This is a genomic window from Nocardiopsis sp. NPDC006198 (genome assembly GCF_040613895.1).
GTDB classification, from domain to species: domain Bacteria; phylum Actinomycetota; class Actinomycetes; order Streptosporangiales; family Streptosporangiaceae; genus Nocardiopsis; species Nocardiopsis tropica.
The window spans coordinates 348,539-365,297 of sequence record NZ_JBEXSY010000001.1 but is presented as its reverse complement, the minus strand read 5'-3'; the positions used below and the strand labels follow the sequence as shown (position 1 = coordinate 365,297).

The following is a 16,759-nucleotide window of genomic DNA, read 5'->3' as shown; positions in this document are numbered from 1 at the left end:
GCCGACGAACGAGCACCACCGTCCCCCCTGTGAGAGAGCCGAGGCAGTCACACCATGACAGACATCCAGAAGAACGGGCTGGTCCCCTACCTGCTCGCCAACCGGGCCTTCGTCGCCCCGGCCGTCGAACAGGCGGTCGGGGCGATGGACCTGTCCGGACGCACACGCCTGCTCGACGCGGGAACCGGAGCCGGGGGCGGGCTGGTGGCGCTGGCCCGGGCGGCCGGCCCGGGGGCCCGCGTCCTGGCCGTCGACCGCAACGCCGACGTGCTGGACCTGGCCCGTGAGCACGCACGGGCCGAGGGGGTCTCGGACCGGGTCCAGGTGCGCGCCGCCGACCTGGTCGACGTGCTCGACGAGGCCGCCGGCTCCGGCGACGGGTTCGACGCGATCTGGGCCTCGGACGTGGTCTGGCCCGGCAACTTCGACGACCCCCGGGCCCTGGTGGCACGCGCCGCGCGCGCCCTGGCCCCCGGCGGCGTGCTGGGCCTGTTCACCAGCAACTACTACCAGGCCATGTTCCTGCCCGGTCACTCGAGGCTGGAGCGGGCGGCGCGCACCGCCTCCGAGCTCAACTGGGGGATCCCCTCCGGGGGACCCGCCCACTACGAGCTCCACACGGTCTGGATGGAGGCCGCGGGGCTGCTCGACGTGCACGTGAACGTCTTCCCGCGGGTGGGCTCGCCCGTGGACGCCGACCCGACCGTGCGCCCCTACCTGGAGAACGCCGTATGGCCGGAACTGCGCGAATCGCTGGTCAAACGCGGCGCCGACGCGGGTCTGAGCAGTGACGAGGTCGCCGAGGCCGAACGGCTCCTGACCCCGGGCCACCCGGACTACATCGTCGACACCGCGGGCTACTACATGGTCCACCCGACCCTGCTCGCCGTGGGGCGGCGCCCCTCGGACTGAGACGGCCGGCCGGCCCCCGTCCCCCGGGGGCCGGCCGGCTTCGCGCGGGGCCCACCGCCCGCGGCGGTCCCGGGAGCGCTCAGCGCACGCCCAGGGCGAACAGGAGCGCGCGCATCCTGTCGGTGGTCTCCGACAGGACGGCCCCGGGGTCGGAACCGGACATGACGCCACCGCCGACGAAGGCGTCCACCCTGCTGTGGAACACCTCGGCACAGCGGGCGGCGACGACCCACTCGCCGTCGCCCCGGGCCGTGCTGTAGCCGACGGCTCCGGAGTGGAAACCCCGGTCGAAGGGCTCCGGCGCGCCGACCACCCCGGACGCGGGCCGCGAGAGGGAGCCGCACACGGCCGGGGCGGGACGCAGGGCCGCCGCCAGGAGGTGCGCCGGCACATCCGCGTCCAGCAGCGTCCCCTCCAGGCGGGTGGACAGGTGCCACATCGTGGCGGTTGCGACCAGCTCGGGCCGCTTCGGCACGGCCAGGGTCCGGCAGTAGGGCTCCAGCGACTCCGCCACCGCGTCGACCACGACGGCGTGCTCACGCCTGTCCCCAGCCGAGGCACGCAGTCTCTCGCGGTTGCGGTAGTCCTTGGTCGGATCGGCGCTGCGGGGGACGGAGCCGGACAGCGGCTGGGAGGCCACCCGGCTCCCGCGCTTGGAGACCAGCAGTTCCGGGCCCGTCCCCAGAAGGGTGCGGTCCTCCGCCCCGGGGCCGGGCACGTCGATCGCGAAGACGGGTTCGCCCGGATCGCGCCAGAGGAGGTTGTTCAACGCCGTGAACGGATCGACCGCCGACGTGCTGTGCAGACGCAGGCCCCTGGCCGACACCACCCTGTCCGGCCCGCCGTCCCCGGCCGTCAGCGCGATCGCCCGCTCGATCGACGCCCTGTGCTCGTCGGGGGCGGGCACGGGCGTGGACCCCCACTCCCCCGGCAGCGGTCGCCGGCGCAGGCCCGGCGCCCGGCCCCGGGGCGGCGCGGGTGCGTGGCGCACCGTTCGGGGGAGCAGGAACCGGGCCGACCGCCGCCCGTCGAAGGGGATGGCGCCCATCACCACGCCCTCGGGCCCCGCGCTCCCGAGCAGGGAGTCGACCTCGTGCACCTCTTCCGCGACCCCCAGGACCCCGGTCCCGTGCAGTGCGCCGGCACCGGTGGAGAAGAACGTGTCCCCCGGCCGGTAGGAGGCCAGGAGCTCGACGACGGACGGCGCCGGCGCCGGCGTTCTCTGTTCAGGCATGTGTCGAATCCTCTACAGGGGTGGGAGTGGTCTCCGATGGAACTGCCGCCCGGCCGCGCAGGCTCCCCGGCATCGGGCACGACCGCGCCGCGGCGGGTCCGCTGCCGGGGGCGGCACTACGGACCCGGCACCAGGGAGCGGCTCTCCGGGTCCAGCGTCAGGACCCGGTCCATGCGGTCGGCGACGTGCCGGTCGTGGGTCACCATGACGACGGCCAGGCCCTCCTCGGCGCGGAGGGCGTCCAGGACGTCCAGGACCGTGCGGGCGCTCGCGGCGTCCAGTGCGGAGGACACCTCGTCGGCCAGCAGGACCCGGGGGCGTGCGGCCAGGGCCCGGGCGATGGCCACGCGCTGGCGCTGGCCGCCGGAGAGGCGGGCCGGCAGCGCGCGTCCGACGTCCGCCGGCAGCCCGACCCGTTCCAGGAGCCCGGGGACCTCCGCGGCGGCCCGGCCGCGGGTCAGCCCTCGCAGCACCATGGCCGGGCGTGCGAGCGCCGTCGCGACCCGCTGAGCCGGGTTCAGGGTTCCGGCCGGGTCCTGGGGAACCAGCTGGACGGCCCGCAGCGCCTCCCGGGAACGGTCCGTGTGGCCGGCCGGCAGGGGCCTGCCACCGAGCGAGAAGGAACCCGCCGCGGGAGGATGGAGCCCCGCCAGGCTCCTGAGCAGGGTGGACTTACCACATCCGGAAGGACCCAGGACGGCGACCGCCTCCCCCGGACCGACGGCCAGGTCCACCCCGCCGAGCAGTTCCCGCCCGCCCGGGGCCGTGAGGCGCACCCCCCGCAGGCCGAGGACCGGAGCGCCCCCCGGAGGCCGGGGACCCACGGTCGTGGACGCGGCTCCACGGACCGGTTCGGGCCCGCCGATGTCGAGGCGGAGGTCGGCCGCACGGTCGGCGAACCCCCGGTCGTGGGTGACCACGACGGTGACCCTCCCCGGGCGCCCCCTCCGCTGTTCGAGGACGTCGAGCACGAGTTCCACCGTGGCGGGGTCCAGGCCGCTCGTGGGCTCGTCCAGCACGAGCACCCCGGGATCGGCGACGACCGCCCGGGCCAGCGCCACACGCTGGGCCTGGCCCCCGGAGAGCTCGTGCGGGCGCCGGCGCCACAGGGCGTCGGCGTCCAGTCCCAGCGAGGTGAGCACCGCCCGGACGGCCCCGGCGTTCGCACGCCGCAGGCCGCCCGGCAGGGCTTCGGCGACCAGGGCGCAGACCGGCCGCAGGGGGTGCAGGTCCGAGGCGGGGTCCTGGCCGAGCACGCCCGTGGCGGCCCGGCGCCATCGGCGCGCCGCGCGCCCCGCGGGCACCGGTGCCCCCCGCCAGCGCACCCGGCCGGCCCTGCGCACCAGGCCGGGCGGCAGCGCGTCCAGCACGGCCAGGACGGCGCTGGTCTTGCCGCTCCCCGACGGGCCCATGACCGCGAGCACCCCGCCGTCCGGCACGCGCAGGTCCACCGGACCGACCACGGCGGCCCCGCGGTCGGTCTCGACCAGCACCGCCTCCGCATGCAGTCCTTCAGCCATCCGCGAGCTCCTTCCGTGCGGGTCCGCGGTCGCGGCTCCCGGGCGTGCGGTCGTCGGAGAGGTACAGCTGTGCCAGGAGGGCGAGCAGGACGGTGGTGGCCCCCAGCGCCACGGCCGGTGCCGCCACGGCCCAGGGGTTGATCGCCACCCCGGTCATGTTCTCCCTGAGCATGAGGGCCCAGTCGGGGGCGGGCGGGGCTGCCCCCAGCCCCAGGACGCTCAGGGCGGAGGCCACCTGGAGCGCGACCACCAGGCGCAGCCCGAGGTCGGCGACGACCAGCCCCCGAACGGCGGGGAGGACCTCCCTCAGCAGGATCGAGGCGGTGCCCTCCCCGCGCAGCAGCGCGGCCTCCACGTACCCGGAGGTGCGGGCCGCGCGGACTGCGTCCTTGACCACGCGCAGGGTGAGCGGGGCCCCTCCGCACACCGTCGCGACGACCACCGCCGTGTGCCAGGGCAGGGCGATCGCGGCGAGCAGGGCCAGGAGCAGGGAGGGCAGGGCGAGCAGCAGGTCGGCCACGGCGGTGAGGAGCCGCGAGGCCGGCCCGCCGAACCACCCGGCGGCCAGACCGCCGGCGGTCCCGACGGCACAGGCGCACACGGCGGCCGCGACGGAGACGCCGAGCAGCCCCCTTCCGCCGGCCAGGACACGGGACAGGACGTCGCGGCCCAGGGCGTCCGTTCCCAGGAGGTGAACGGGGTCGGGCAGCTGCCAGGGCGCACCCGTCGGGGAGGTGGGGCTGTGCGGCGCCCACCATCCGCCGAACAGGGCGACGGCCAGGACCGCGGCCGACAACAGGGGGACGGACAGCGACGCGAGGACCGGAGCGAGGCGGCGGTTCACCGGACCGACCTCCGGCGTGGTTCGGTCAGGGCGGCGACCAGGTCTCCGACCAGCAGCCCCACCAGCACGACCGCGGCGGCGACCACCGCGGTGGCCTGGACGACGGGCAGGTCCCGGGAGGCCAGGGAGGAGACGAGCAGCGATCCGATGCCCGGATAGCCGAAAAGGGTCTCCACCAGCGCTGCGGCGGCGATCAGCCCTCCCGCGGTGTTGGCCGTGACCCGGGTGAAGGGGGCCAGGAGGAAGGGGAGCACGTCGGTCGAGGCGATCCGCCACGGGGGGACCCCCCGCCGGCGGGCGTCGGCCACGTGGGGCAGGCGTACGGTGTCGGCCACCGCACCGGCCAGCAGGCTCGCGCCGAAGAACGCGGTGGGCAGGGCCAGGGAGGCCACCGGGAGGAACAGCAGTTCCGGGTGCTGCCAGGGCGAGGCTCCGGGCGGGAGCAGGGATACCGGGGGCACCAGGCCAAGGGCGCCGGAGAACACGGCCGCCAGGGCGGCGGCGGTGACCGCGGTGGGCAGGGCGGCGCCTCCGGTGAGGACCGCGGTGGACAGCCGGCGCGCCCGCCGGGAACCCCCGGCCCACCAGGCCAGCGCCAGGGAGGCGGGGGTCGCCACCGCCAGCGCCCCGCCCACCACCGCGAGGGTGGCGGGCAGCCGCTGGGCGAGGGCGTCGGCGACCGGGCGGCCGTTGACCAGGGACGTGCCGAGGTCTCCGGTGAGCAGCGATCCGGCCCAGTCGAGGTAGCGCCGCCAGGGCGCGGCGTCCAGTCCCAGCTCCTCACGGAGCTCCCGGACCTCCTCCTCGTCGGCGCCGGGGGTGACACGCAGGTCGACGGCGTCGCCGGGCAGGAGTTCGGTGGCGGTGAACACCGCCACCGAGACCAGGGCCAGCAGGAGCACGGTCCGCACCAGGGCGAACAGGAGCGGGACCCCCGTGACCGCCCCCGCGGTGCGGGGTCGGGGGGCCGCGAGGGCGGTCACGGGGCGGGTCATCAGCCGGAGACCTCGACCCGCTCGATGAACAGGCGGTTGAATCCGGGCCCGGTGGGCAGGCCGCTCACGCCGGAACCCGCCAGGTCGATGCCGTCCCCGGTGCCCCAGACCACGTAGCCGCCGTCGTCGGCGACGCGCTGCTGCAGGTCGGCGAGCATCGCGTGGCGGTCGCCCTCGTCCTCGGTGGCCAGGGCCTCGGCGAAGTCGGCGTCCCACTCGGGGACGTCCCAGCCCGTCTCGTTGGTGGGGCCGTCGGAGAGCAGGGCCATCCGGGCGTAGTCCACGAACCCGTTCCCGCCCAGGCTGTTGAGGTAGAAGGGTTCGACGTTCCACACCTCGGCCCAGTAGGTGTCGGGCGCGCCCACCTCGATCCGGACCTCGATGCCCGCCTCGGCGAGCTGTTCGGCGGCCAGGGTCGCGGTCTCCTCCATGCCGGGGTAGGAGTTGGTGGCGTGCAGGGTGAGCTCGACGCCGTCCGCGTGGCCCGCATCCTCCAGCAGTTCGCGGGCCCGGTCCAGGTCGCGCTCCACGGGTGCGGCGTCGGGGGCGAAGGGCTCCTGGGAGTTCAGGATGTCCGCGCCGGTCTCCCCGTAGCCGAGGAAGACCGTCTCGACGAGCTGCTCGCGGTCCAGGGCGAGCTTGACGGCCTCACGGACGCCCGGGTCGTCGAAGGGCTCGGTGTCGAGGTCCATGACCAGCGGGTAGTTCACACCGGCGGGCCGGGTGCTCACCTGGACCGCGTCGTCCGACTCGTACTGCTGCGCACTGGCGGGGGACACGCTGCCCGCGACGTCCGCCTGTCCGGAGGCCACCGCCTCGGCCCGCGCGGCCGGGTCGGGCATGGCGCTGATCTGGAGGGTCTCGAAGTCGGCGGCACCGCCCCACCAGTCGTCGTTGCGGGTCAGGACCGCGGTGGTGTCGTCGTGTTCCTCCAGCTGGAACGGTCCGGAGCCGACGACGGGCTCGGTGATGTCGTCGCTGCCCTCGGGGACCACGAAGGTCAGGGAGGCCAGGGCGATGCCGACCTCGGCGTAGGGCTGGTGGGTGGCCAGTTCCAGGGTGTGCTCGTCCACCACCGAGGAGGACTCCAGGTCGAACACCGACAGGCGTCCGTTGTTCTCGGCGCCCTTGCCCTGGATCCGGTTCAGGGAGAACAGGACGTCGTCGGCGGTCACGGGCTCTCCGTCGGAGAAGACGGCGTCATCGCGCAGGGCGACGGTCCACAGGTCGAGGTCCTCCCCCGCCGGCTCCCAGGACAGGGCCAGGCGCGGCTGGACCACGCCGTCCTCGTCGGTCACGGTCAGCACGTCGTAGAGCATGGCGAAGCGCAGGTAGTCGGACTCGTTGCCGACGCGCCCGTGCGGGTCGTGGGTGGTCGCCGCCGGGGCTCCGACCGCCGCGTAGCGCAGGGTGGGGCCCTCGGCGGAGGCCTGCTCGTCCTCACCTCCACCGCAGGCGGTGGCCGCCAGGAGCACCGCGAGGGCGCCCGCGGGCAGGAATCGTCGTCTCATCGTTCGGCCTTTCTCGGGATGGGCCGTGGTCGGCACGGCCCCAGTAGGTGGCTCCCGGCACGGGGCCGGGAGGGTTCGTGGGTGGTCACGGCGGCTGAGGGGCGCCGGCGGGCCGGGCGTGGGGGGAGCGGAGCTCCGGCGCGCGATCGGAAGCAGCGCGGTGGGCGGGGGTGTCGTCCGTGGGACCGGGCCTGTCCGCCCACGGCGCGCGTGCCTCGGCGGGGCGTCACAGGCAACGCGGACGGGTGCCGGCGGGCCGGTCGATCCGCCCGTCACCGCTCGTGCGCCGGATCCTCTTCACGGCCTCGGCGGGTGCGGCGCTCCCCGTGTTCTCCTCCGCCTCGGCGCAGCCCCGGCAGGAGAGGGGGCGGCGCTCGGACGACCCAGGTCATGAGAGATCTCCCGGCAGCGGAGGGAACGGGCGCCGCCGTCGAGAGCCTGCAGCACGACCGTGTCGTATCCGGGCGTCCCTGGCATGCCGGTCGGCTGCCCGGTCGGGGAGCGCCGGAGGCGGGGGGTGAGCGCCGGATCGGCTTCGCCCTACGTACACGGGGAGGACTCCTGGGGGAGCGCGAGTCGCGTGAATGAAAATGATTATCAGTACCGTAGCACGCGCGAGTCCGCTTTGCCCGAATCACACCCGCCCCACCCACAACGAGCCGAGCCCCTGTGGCCGCGGGGCGATGACCGCCTCCGCAGCCCCAGGGGCTCGGGAAAGGAACCTCCGACGCGCATCGCACCGGTCAACCGGGGCGCACGCGGCGGGGCCCTGGGGGCCGGCCGCCGACCCGGTCGAACGGGGTGAGGGGCAGCCTCGGGGTCAGCGCACCCGGCCGGGTCGGTGGACCGCGAGTGCGTCCACCTCGAACAGCATCCCGGGCAGCTCAAGCGAAGCGACCCCCGGCAGCGTCTGGGCGGGAGGACTCCCCTTCCGAAGCGCGCTGACGCGCGCCCAGGACTGCCGGGTGGTCGGCGTCCGCAGCCGACGACTCCGAACCCGGGGGGCAGAGGCTTCGGCTCCGTGGAACTCGGCCCGGCGGACCCTGGACGATCAGCACGGGCCCCAGGGCCACATGCACATCAATGCCGAATCGACTTCATTCCGTCAAACGGGGATACTGCAGGAAGGAAGACCCAACAAAGTATCCTTCTTCTGTATAAGGAAGGACGATCTCTCCCTCCACCATTTTGACCAACAGCTCACAGATACCGCCACGGAACTGCCACCAGAGGTAACCACTCCCCAGCACCACCGTCCAGTCCGCGACATCGGGGTCGAAAAAAATAAAGGCTCTCTCCGTTTACTTCGCCCACCAGGAACACATTGCACGGTTCCCGGCACAGCATCCATGAGATATCGACCTTGCGAGAATCATCCATGAAACGGAAATATGGCGCATTATCGGCGAGATAGTAGACAGGGCAGTTCCCCTCTTCTATCGCCCTCCTGGGGTCCTGCCTCCCGAAACAATCGACAGCAATGAGAAGACAGGCGTTCTCGATGGTGGACACCACACCGCCATAAGCCTGCATCAGGGCAACGTAGTCACGGGGAAGCGCTCTTCCGAGAACTCGCTCCAGCGGCTCCGGATCGAACATCACCCGAGCACTCGACACCCCGAGCATCCGACTCATCTCTTCGAAGTGATCTTTACTCAAACCATCTCACCCCAACGCAAGGAACACCCGTGCGCCCGACCGGCTCAAACCCATCGGCGGGACCGAGGAAAAAGGAATGCCGACCGGTCGGCACGGCCGACCGCCCCCGGAGCCCGCAGACCCGGAACGCAGTTCCAACACAACCGATCAAGGATGAAAGTAGCAGGAGGTGAGAATGTCCCCACAAGGCCTCACGGCGAATTTCCATGCCCTGTTGCCGACATGAGATCCGGGGCTCACGCCAGCCGCACCGTTTCAGCTGACACCTAGCCCCATTATCGGCACTGGGCGTGACGGCCGGTCGACGAAGGTCTCTCCGAGACGGTACGGAGAATCCGGGCTCGCCTCTTCCACCCCAGCAGTCCCGACGAGGCCGAACCGGCCGTCCGCCGACTCGCCGGTGAACTGCTGAAAAGGTGGTGCCGCCATGACCGTTCCGGACGAGCGTGGTGACGGCCGCCGAGGAGGACGCCCCCGATGTGGACCGGACCGCCCCCGCCAGCTGCGCGAACTGCGGTTCCCGTTCGCCGGGACCCCGCCCCAGGCGACCGGGGACCGGCACGGGGTGCCCCTCCCCCGCGCGGAGGGGCCGGGGAGGGGCGGGCGGCGGGTCCCGGCGCAGTCCTCCCCGACCCCGGGCCGCATCAGCCCTCGCCCGGGGGCTCCCTGCGCGCGAGCGCCCGGTGGTCCACCTTCCCGTTGGGGGTCAGCGGCATCTCCTCCAGCCGGTCCCAGCTCCGCGGGACCAGGCTCGCGGGCAGGGCCGAGCGCAGGAACGCCTCCAGCTCACCGGCCCCGACCTCGGTGCCGGGCACGTAGTGCGCGGTGAGGACCGGCTGCCTCCCCTCGTCCTGCCGCAACGTGACCGCGCAGAGCTTCACCGAGCCGTGCCTGCTGAGCACCGCCTCGATCTCGTCGAGCTCCATGCGCACGCCCGCGACCTTCACCTGGCGGTCGACGCGGCCCAGGTAGTGGACTCCGTCGCCGTCGATCCTCCCCAGGTCGCCGGTGCGGTACAGGCGGCCCGTCGGGGAGTCCGGGTCGAACACGTCGCGGAAGAACGCGGAGAGGGTCGCGTCGCGGTCGCCGAGGTAGCCCAGTCCCACCGGGACGCCTCCGACGAAGAGCTCGCCGGCCTGTCCGGGGCCGGCCGAGGACCAGGTGCCCTCCTCGCCGTCGTGGACGAGGCAGTAGATCTTCGCGTTGCCGATGGGGCGGCCGACGGGCAGGCGAGCCCCGGCCGTGTCCTGTGGCGACACCACGTGGTGGGTCACATCGTCGGAGCACTCGGTGGGCCCGTAGGCGTTGAGCAGCCCGGCGTGCGGAAGGGCGGCCAGGGCGCGCTCCGCCAGGCTGGGCTTGAGCTCCTCGCCGGTGGAGATGAGCCAGCGCAGGGCGGGGAGCACCTCACCGCTCCCCTTGCGCGCGATGTCGTCGAGCAGGGTCCCGATGGCGGTGGGCACCAGTTCCACGACGGTCGCCTCGTGCCGCAGGAGCAGCCGGTGCAGCCGGGGCGGGTAGAGGACGTCGTTGTCGGAGGCGACCACGACCGTGGCCCCGACCATGAGCGGGGCCAGCATCTGCCAGATCGAGATGTCGAAGACCAGCGGCGCGGTGAACACGACCCGGCTGTCCTCGGTGATGTCCAGGTCCGCGACCTTGGCCCACAGGTGGTTGAGCATGCCCGGCCGGGCGACCACCGCGCCCTTGGGCCGGCCCGTCGTCCCGGAGGTGTAGATGACGTAGCGGGGCTCCTCCCCCTCCGGGGCCTCCAGCGGGCCTCCTCCCCCGCCGGCGGTCCTCTCGACCACCGGGGGCTGCTCGTCCTCGGCCGTGTACTCCACGGCCAGGGCGCTGGAGCTCAACCGCAGCACCTCGTCGATGCGCGCCCGGGGCCACCCCGGGTCCACCGGGAGGTAGACCGCGCCCAGGCTCTCCAGGGCCAGGAACAGCACGATGGTCCGCGCGGACCGGGGGCCCAGGCAGGCGACGACGTCTCCCGCCCCGCACCCCGCCGCCTCCAGGCGGGCGCGCATCCGCTCCACGCGCCGGACCAGGTCCGCGTAGCCGATCTCGGCCCCGGCGCCGACGACGGCCCGCCGGTCGGGGCTCTTGCGCGCCCACGCGTTCACGCGGTCGAGCACGGTGCCGGTGGTGTCGGCGTCGGCGGGGTTGGCCAGTGCGGGCGCCGGCCCCCGTCCCGCGTAGGGGAGGTCGGCCAGGTGCGGCGGCCGGTGGGACGCGGTCACAGGGCGCCCCCGTTCCGAGCGGCGCGCACCCGGGCCGGGCGCCGGTGCCGGTCGGTGTCGTAGAAGAAGTCCTCGACCGTCGTCGCCCCGCCGTCCTCGGCGGCCCTCCTGTGGACGTAGTCGCCGACCACCAGGTCCAGGACCCCGAGGCCGAAGGGGGAGAAGACCACCGGGCGCCCGGACTCGGGCCGGAACCGGCCGCTGATCACCTCGGGGAGCGTCGCGTGGACGAAGTCGCGCCGACCGGTGCGCTGCTCGGCCAGGTGCACCGAGGTGTCCGCCTTGAGCACGTGCTCGACGTCGTCCACGACGTTGGTGCTCGCGAGGACGACCTCCGGGGAGAGGTCGCGCAGGGAGACGTGCAGGACCAGGGGGTTGTGGGAGAACCACGAGGGGTCGGTGACGTGCGGAGAGGCGGCGGTCGTGGCGAACACGACCATGTCGTAGGAGGAGACCAGGTCCCGGGCCGACCCGTGCACCCGCACGCTGCTGCCGGGCGAGGTCTGCTCCACGTGGTCGGCGAATCCTCGCGCGTAGTCCTCGGAGAGGTCGTGGACGCCGATCCGGTCGAAGGCCGGGCCGAGCGCGGCCAGGTACTCGTGGAGGTAGCGCGCGATCAGGCCGGCGCCGAAGAAGCCCACGTTGGTCAGGGGCGCGCGTCCGCGTGCCAGGTGGCGCACCGCGACCGCCGCGGAGGCGGCGGTGCGCACGGCGCTGATGATCGAGCCTTCGAGGCAGGCGTAGGGGTAGCCGGTCGCGGCGTCGTTGAGCAGCAGGACGGCCGAGGCCCGGGGGATGCCGTGCTCGATGTTCTCCGGGTAGCTGGACACCCACTTGATGCCGTCGACGCGCACGTCCCCCCTGACCGCCGCCGGCAGGGCGATGATCCGCGAGGACGGCTTGTCCGGGAACCGCAGGAAGTACGAGGGCGGGTTCGTGGTCTCGCCTGAGCCGTGCAGCAGGTAGGCCTGCTCCACGAGGTCGGTCAGCTCCTGTTGCCGTCCCGCGAGGACATCGTGGACGGTGGCCCCCGATATGACGGTGAACGGTGGAATCGACTGTGTGCCCATGGCTGCTCCCGGTACCTGTCCGCTTGTACGACGCGAGGGGAAACGGAGTTCGTCCGCGGCGGTTCCGGGGTCGCGGCGTGCTCGTCCCGGGTCACCGCTGCGGACTTCGAAACCCTTGTGGTCTGAAGGGAAGAAAGTGCTTACCAAGGGCGGAGTGTACCGTGGGCGCCCTTCCTCCGGGGGTTTTCCCTTTGCACAAATCGGACTTCCTGTTCTCGGTGGCTCCGTTGGCGGAAAACCAGGTCGGACGCCCGGTGAACGGCGGCGGAACGGGCCATTGTGGCACCCGGTACCGGGGAGCGGCGGTTACCGCCCACCCCTCCGGACACCATTACGGCAAACGCTTTTACCATACGGATAAATGCGCGTCAATACCGGACAGGAAACTATCCCTGCCGGGGCAAACGCAGTAAGGTGGCCCGGTGGTCGACACATTTACCCCTCCCTCCCCCGGGAACACAGCCACCCCTGTCCGGTATCTGCTGTGGCTGGTCCTCAGCCAGAAATCCCGGATCGCCGCGGGCGCCACCCTCGGAAGCCTGTGGATGCTGGGTCTGACCCTGCCCCCCTACGTGCTCTCCCGGGCGATCGACGACGGGCTGAGCGCGGGCGACACGGGGGCCCTGTCGCTCTGGGTGGCCGTCCTGTTCGGCGTCGGCGTGCTCAACGCCGCGCTGGGGATCGCGCGACACCGGACGATGACCAAGATCCGCATGGACGCCTCGTTCCGGACCGTTCGCGCCACGGTCCGCCACTCCACCCGCCTGGGCGCGACGCTGCCGCGCCGGGTCTCCAGCGGCGAGGTCGCCTCCATCGGGATCGCCGACGTCCAGGTCATCGCCCAGTCCCTGACCGTGACCGGCCCCGGGTTCGGCGCCGTGGTGGCCTACATCGTCATCGCCGCGCTCCTGCTGTCGATCTCCCCGCTGCTCGCCGTCGTCGTCCTCGCCGGTGTGCCGATGCTCGCGATCACGGTCGGCCCCCTGCTCCACCGGCTCCTGGGGATCGGCTCCGCCTACCGGGAGATGCAGGGCGCCCTCACCGCACGCCTGGTGGACGTGGTGACCGGCCTGCGCGTCCTCAACGGGCTCGGCGGCAAGGACGCGTTCGCGCGCCACTTCCACCGCGAGTCCCGGGAGCTGCGGGACAAGGGGTACCGGATCGGCGGCGTCACCAGCTGGGTGGGCGCCCTGGGCGTGGGCCTGCCCGCCCTGTTCCTGGCCGTCGTCACCTGGCTCGCGGCCAGGATGGCGGCGAGCGGCGCCATCAGCATCGGCGACCTCGTCGCCGTGTACGGGTACGTCGCCGTCCTGGTGGTCCCCGTCGCGTTCTTCATCGAGGGCGGCACGGACATCACACGGGCCCTGGTCTGTGCGCGCAGGGTGATCCGGTTCCTCAACCTCGAACCGGAGCACGCGGACGACGGCGCCACAGCGCGGCCGCCGGCGCCGGGAGCGGAGCTGTACGACCCCGCGTCGGGCGTGCGCGTCGGCCCGGGGGTCCTGACCGCGCTGGCCGGCGCCCGGCCGGCGGACGCCGAGGAGATCATGGACCGCCTCGGCCGGTTCACCGCCTCCGACGCCGAATGGGGCGGGGTCCCGTTGCGCGAGGCACCCCTGGAGGCGGTGCGCGAGCGCATCCTCCTGGCGGACAACGACGCCGACTTCTTCTCCGGGAGCATCCGCGACGTCGTCGCCGGGGCCGGGGAGCCCGACGACGAGGCCGTCCGCGCGGTGCTGCACACGGCCGTGGCCACCGACATCGTCGACGCCATGGCCGACGGCCTCGACTCGGTGGTGAACGCGCGGGGCCACAACCTCTCGGGGGGCCAGCTCCAGCGCCTGCGGCTGGCCCGGGCCCTGTACACCGAGCCCGAGGTCCTGCTCGCGGTCGAGCCCACCTCGGCCGTGGACTCCCTCACCGAGGCCGCGATGGCGGCGCGCCTGCGACAGGCCCGCGCGGGCACGACCACGGTCGTCTCCACCACCTCGCCGCTCGTCCTGGACCAGGCGGACGCGGTGGTCTACCTCGTCGACGGGCGGGCGGCGGCCACGGGCACACACCACGGACTACTGCGCACCGAACCCGGATACCGGGCCCTGGTGTCGCGCGACGCAGAGTGGGAGCCGCTCCGATGACCGCAGTGCTGCCCGTCGCGGGCCGAGCGCACGTGCGCCGTGCCGCCGTGCGCGAGATCCGCGCCGACCGGTGGACGTTCGCCCTGATGCTGGCGCTCAACGTGCTGGCAGCCCTCGCCGCGCTCATCGCCCCCTGGCTCGTGGGGCTGATCGTGGACACCGTCCAGCGGTCCCCCGGTCCGGCCGCGGTGGCCTCCGTGGACCGCACAGCGCTGGCGATCGTCGTCGTGACGGTCGTGCACATCCTGCTGGCGCGCTACTCCCTCTACGTCGGTTACAGGTTCGGCGAGGGCGCCGCCGCACGCATCCGCGAGCGCTTCCTGGAGCGCACGCTGGCCCTGCCGGCCGCCACGGTCGAGCACACGGCCACCGGCGACCTGGCCGCGCGCGGCACCTCGGACGTCACCAGGGTCGCGTCGGCCCTGCGCAACGCGATCCCGGAGGTGTTCGTCGCCCTGACGCAGGGGCTGTTCCTCATCGGTGCGGTGCTGTTCATCGACCCGGTGCTGGGGGCCTGCGGGCTGGCCACCCTGGTCACCATCGTGGTCGCCCTGCGCTGGTACCTGCGCCGGGCGCGGACGGCCTACCTCGCCGAGGGCGCTTCCGGTTCGGACCTCGCCGAGGTCCTCACCAGCACCGCGAGCGGCGCCAGGACCGTGGAGGCCCTGCGCCTGCAGGAACGCCGGATCGCCGCGGCGGAGACCGCGATCGAGACGGCCCGCGGGGCGCGGCTGCGCACCCTGTGGTTGCGCACCGTCCTCTTCCCGTCCGTGGACGTCTCCGCCGTCCTGCCGCTGGTGGGCGTGCTGCTGATCGGCGGCGTGTTCTACCAGAACGGGTCGGTCTCCCTGGGGACGGTCGTGACCGCGGCCCTGTACCTGCGCCAGCTCTCCGTCCCGCTGGACACGATCCTGCTGTGGGTCGAGGAGCTGCAGGCGAGCGGCGCCTCCTTCGCCCGCGTGGAGGGGCTGGCCGCGGCGCCCGCGGCCGAGCGGCCCACCTCCGCCGAACCGGCCGACGACCGGATCCGGGTGAGGGACGTCCGCTACGCCTACGACCACCGCGGGGACGTGCTGCACGGGCTGGACCTGACGGTGCAGCCGGGGGAACGGCTCGCCGTGGTCGGCCCCTCGGGCGCCGGGAAGTCCACGCTGGGCAGGCTCCTGGCGGGGCTGGACCGGCCGCGGACGGGGGAGGTCACCGTGAGCGGCGTCCCCGTGGCGGACCTGGCGCCGGAGCTGCTGCGCCGCCAGGTGGTGCTGCTGACCCAGGACCACCACGTCTTCCGGGACACGCTGCGGCACAACCTGCTCCTGGCCAGGGCCGGGGCGACCGACGCGGAGCTGCACGCCGCCCTGGACACGGTCTCGGCCGACTGGGCCCGGGAGCTGCCCGAGGGGCTGGACACCGTGCTCAGCCCCGACACGCACAAGCTCAACGGGGGCCAGGCGCAGCAGCTCTCCCTCGCACGGGTGGTGCTCGCCGACCCCCACACCCTGATCCTGGACGAGGCCACCGCCCTGCTGGACCCCGCCACGGCGCGCAACACCGAACGGGCGCTCGCGGCGGTCCTGGAGGGGCGCTCGGTCATCGCGATCGCCCACCGGCTGCAGACCGCGCACGACGCGGAACGCATCGCCGTGATGGACGAGGGCCGGATCATCGAGCTCGGCAGCCACGGCGAGCTCCTCGCCCGGGGCGGGACGTACGCGAACCTGTGGAGGTCCTGGCACGGGGACTAGACCGTGACTCCACACGGTCACCGCTGGTGGATCACGGTGTCGTGGGACGTCGCCGTGGACTGTCGGATGCGGAGCGCGGGGGTCCGTCCGGTCGCCGCCGCCCGGGTCGCCGCGGGGACGGGAGCGGCCGGACGGCCGCCTCGAGGCCGTGTCCTCCTATCCGCCCATGCTCGTGTACCCGGAGTCGAACAGCGCGGAGAAGCGGGGGTACTTCGTCGGGTCGCCGTACTTCGGCGCGAACTCGTAGGCGGCCCACTCGCCGTCCGGCCCGACGTCGGTCGGATCGAGCAGCCAGAAGTCCTCGCCCCGGGCGACCTCGAGGGACCGGCTGAACAGCTGCACGAGATCCTCGTTGCCGGGTATCGAGTCGTAGATCGCGGTCACGCGGCTGCCGGCATCGCCGTCCCGCATCCACGAGACGCGGCCGCACGGATGGACGCCTTCTCCCACCCAGGCGCCCCCGACCCTCGTCCACCCGTCGCTGGCCAGGTAGAACCCCCTGAGGCTCGGCGGGAACCGCACTCCGAGCCGCTCCTCGGACTCCACCAGTGCCTCTTCCCGGGCCGGTGCCTCACCCAGCCACAGGTCGACACGCCCCCCGCCGTCCAGGACCTCCAGCTGATCCTCGTCCAGCAGATCGACCAGCTCTTCGCCGTCGGCCTCGTTCCTCAGGTACGCATCGCCGTACCGCTCCAGGTAGCCCCGCCACTCCGCCGGCGTGGTCGGAGCGGCGGCAGCCGCCTTCTCTTCGGGCCCAGTCGTCTCGCTCATGCCGCCCAGGGTGCCAGGCGGTCACGACAACGCCGACGGCTGCCGACCGCACGGCGCTCCCGGCGGGCGGGGCCGGGGGCAGCCCTCCCCCGACCCCGGGACGACAGGGCGGTC

Annotated in this window: 12 protein-coding genes; 3 read left to right on the top strand and 9 right to left on the bottom strand. The window is 73.5% G+C overall.

The window, feature by feature from the left end:
• The first annotated feature begins 54 nt into the window (after positions 1-54).
• On the top strand, positions 55-912 hold the full coding sequence (locus tag ABZ234_RS01595; protein ID WP_355010569.1) for a class I SAM-dependent methyltransferase: 858 nt from the start codon (positions 55-57) through the stop codon (positions 910-912).
• A gap of 79 nt (positions 913-991) precedes the next feature.
• Here ABZ234_RS01595 and ABZ234_RS01590 read toward each other — a convergent pair whose 3' ends face one another.
• From ABZ234_RS01590 to sbnB, 8 genes are all read right to left on the bottom strand, one after another.
• Complete coding sequence (locus tag ABZ234_RS01590) at positions 992-2,146, bottom strand: chorismate-binding protein (RefSeq protein ID WP_355010568.1); 1,155 nt, start codon at positions 2,144-2,146, stop codon at positions 992-994.
• A gap of 116 nt (positions 2,147-2,262) precedes the next feature.
• Positions 2,263-3,666 (bottom strand): ATP-binding cassette domain-containing protein, encoded by a 1,404-nt coding sequence (locus ABZ234_RS01585; RefSeq protein WP_355010567.1) that lies wholly within the window; start codon positions 3,664-3,666, stop codon positions 2,263-2,265.
• Positions 3,659-4,510 carry an ABC transporter permease subunit gene (locus tag ABZ234_RS01580; protein ID WP_355010566.1) on the bottom strand — a complete coding sequence of 284 codons (852 nt, stop codon included), beginning with the start codon at positions 4,508-4,510 and terminating at the stop codon, positions 3,659-3,661. Before ABZ234_RS01580 ends, ABZ234_RS01585 begins: the two co-directional genes overlap by 8 nt.
• Positions 4,507-5,505, bottom strand: coding sequence for an ABC transporter permease (locus ABZ234_RS01575; protein ID WP_355010565.1), 999 nt, complete (start codon positions 5,503-5,505; stop codon positions 4,507-4,509). The genes ABZ234_RS01580 and ABZ234_RS01575 overlap by 4 nt, the downstream gene beginning before the upstream one ends.
• Complete coding sequence (locus ABZ234_RS01570) at positions 5,505-7,016, bottom strand: ABC transporter substrate-binding protein (RefSeq protein WP_355010564.1); 1,512 nt, start codon at positions 7,014-7,016, stop codon at positions 5,505-5,507. The genes ABZ234_RS01575 and ABZ234_RS01570 overlap by 1 nt, the downstream gene beginning before the upstream one ends.
• Positions 7,017-8,216: 1,200 nt before the next feature.
• Complete coding sequence (locus ABZ234_RS01565) at positions 8,217-8,675, bottom strand: hypothetical protein (RefSeq protein WP_355010563.1); 459 nt, start codon at positions 8,673-8,675, stop codon at positions 8,217-8,219.
• Between the two features lie 644 nt (positions 8,676-9,319).
• Positions 9,320-10,924, bottom strand: coding sequence for an amino acid adenylation domain-containing protein (locus tag ABZ234_RS01560; RefSeq protein ID WP_355010562.1), 1,605 nt, complete (start codon positions 10,922-10,924; stop codon positions 9,320-9,322).
• Positions 10,921-11,994, bottom strand: coding sequence for a 2,3-diaminopropionate biosynthesis protein SbnB (sbnB, locus tag ABZ234_RS01555; protein WP_355010561.1), 1,074 nt, complete (start codon positions 11,992-11,994; stop codon positions 10,921-10,923). The genes ABZ234_RS01560 and sbnB overlap by 4 nt, the downstream gene beginning before the upstream one ends.
• A 422-nt stretch (positions 11,995-12,416) precedes the next feature.
• Here sbnB and ABZ234_RS01550 point away from each other — a divergent pair, with 422 nt between their 5' ends.
• Both ABZ234_RS01550 and ABZ234_RS01545 read left to right on the top strand, forming a co-directional pair.
• Entirely contained in the window at positions 12,417-14,132 is a 1,716-nt protein-coding gene (locus tag ABZ234_RS01550; protein WP_355010560.1) for an ABC transporter ATP-binding protein, read from the top strand.
• Complete coding sequence (locus ABZ234_RS01545; RefSeq protein ID WP_355010559.1) at positions 14,129-15,874, top strand: ABC transporter ATP-binding protein; 1,746 nt, start codon at positions 14,129-14,131, stop codon at positions 15,872-15,874. Before ABZ234_RS01550 ends, ABZ234_RS01545 begins: the two co-directional genes overlap by 4 nt.
• Before the next feature lie 156 nt (positions 15,875-16,030).
• Here the strand turns inward: ABZ234_RS01545 and ABZ234_RS01540 are convergent, their stop codons facing one another.
• Positions 16,031-16,645 carry an SMI1/KNR4 family protein gene (locus ABZ234_RS01540; RefSeq protein ID WP_355010558.1) on the bottom strand — a complete coding sequence of 205 codons (615 nt, stop codon included), beginning with the start codon at positions 16,643-16,645 and terminating at the stop codon, positions 16,031-16,033.
• Between the last annotated feature and the right edge of the window lie 114 nt (positions 16,646-16,759).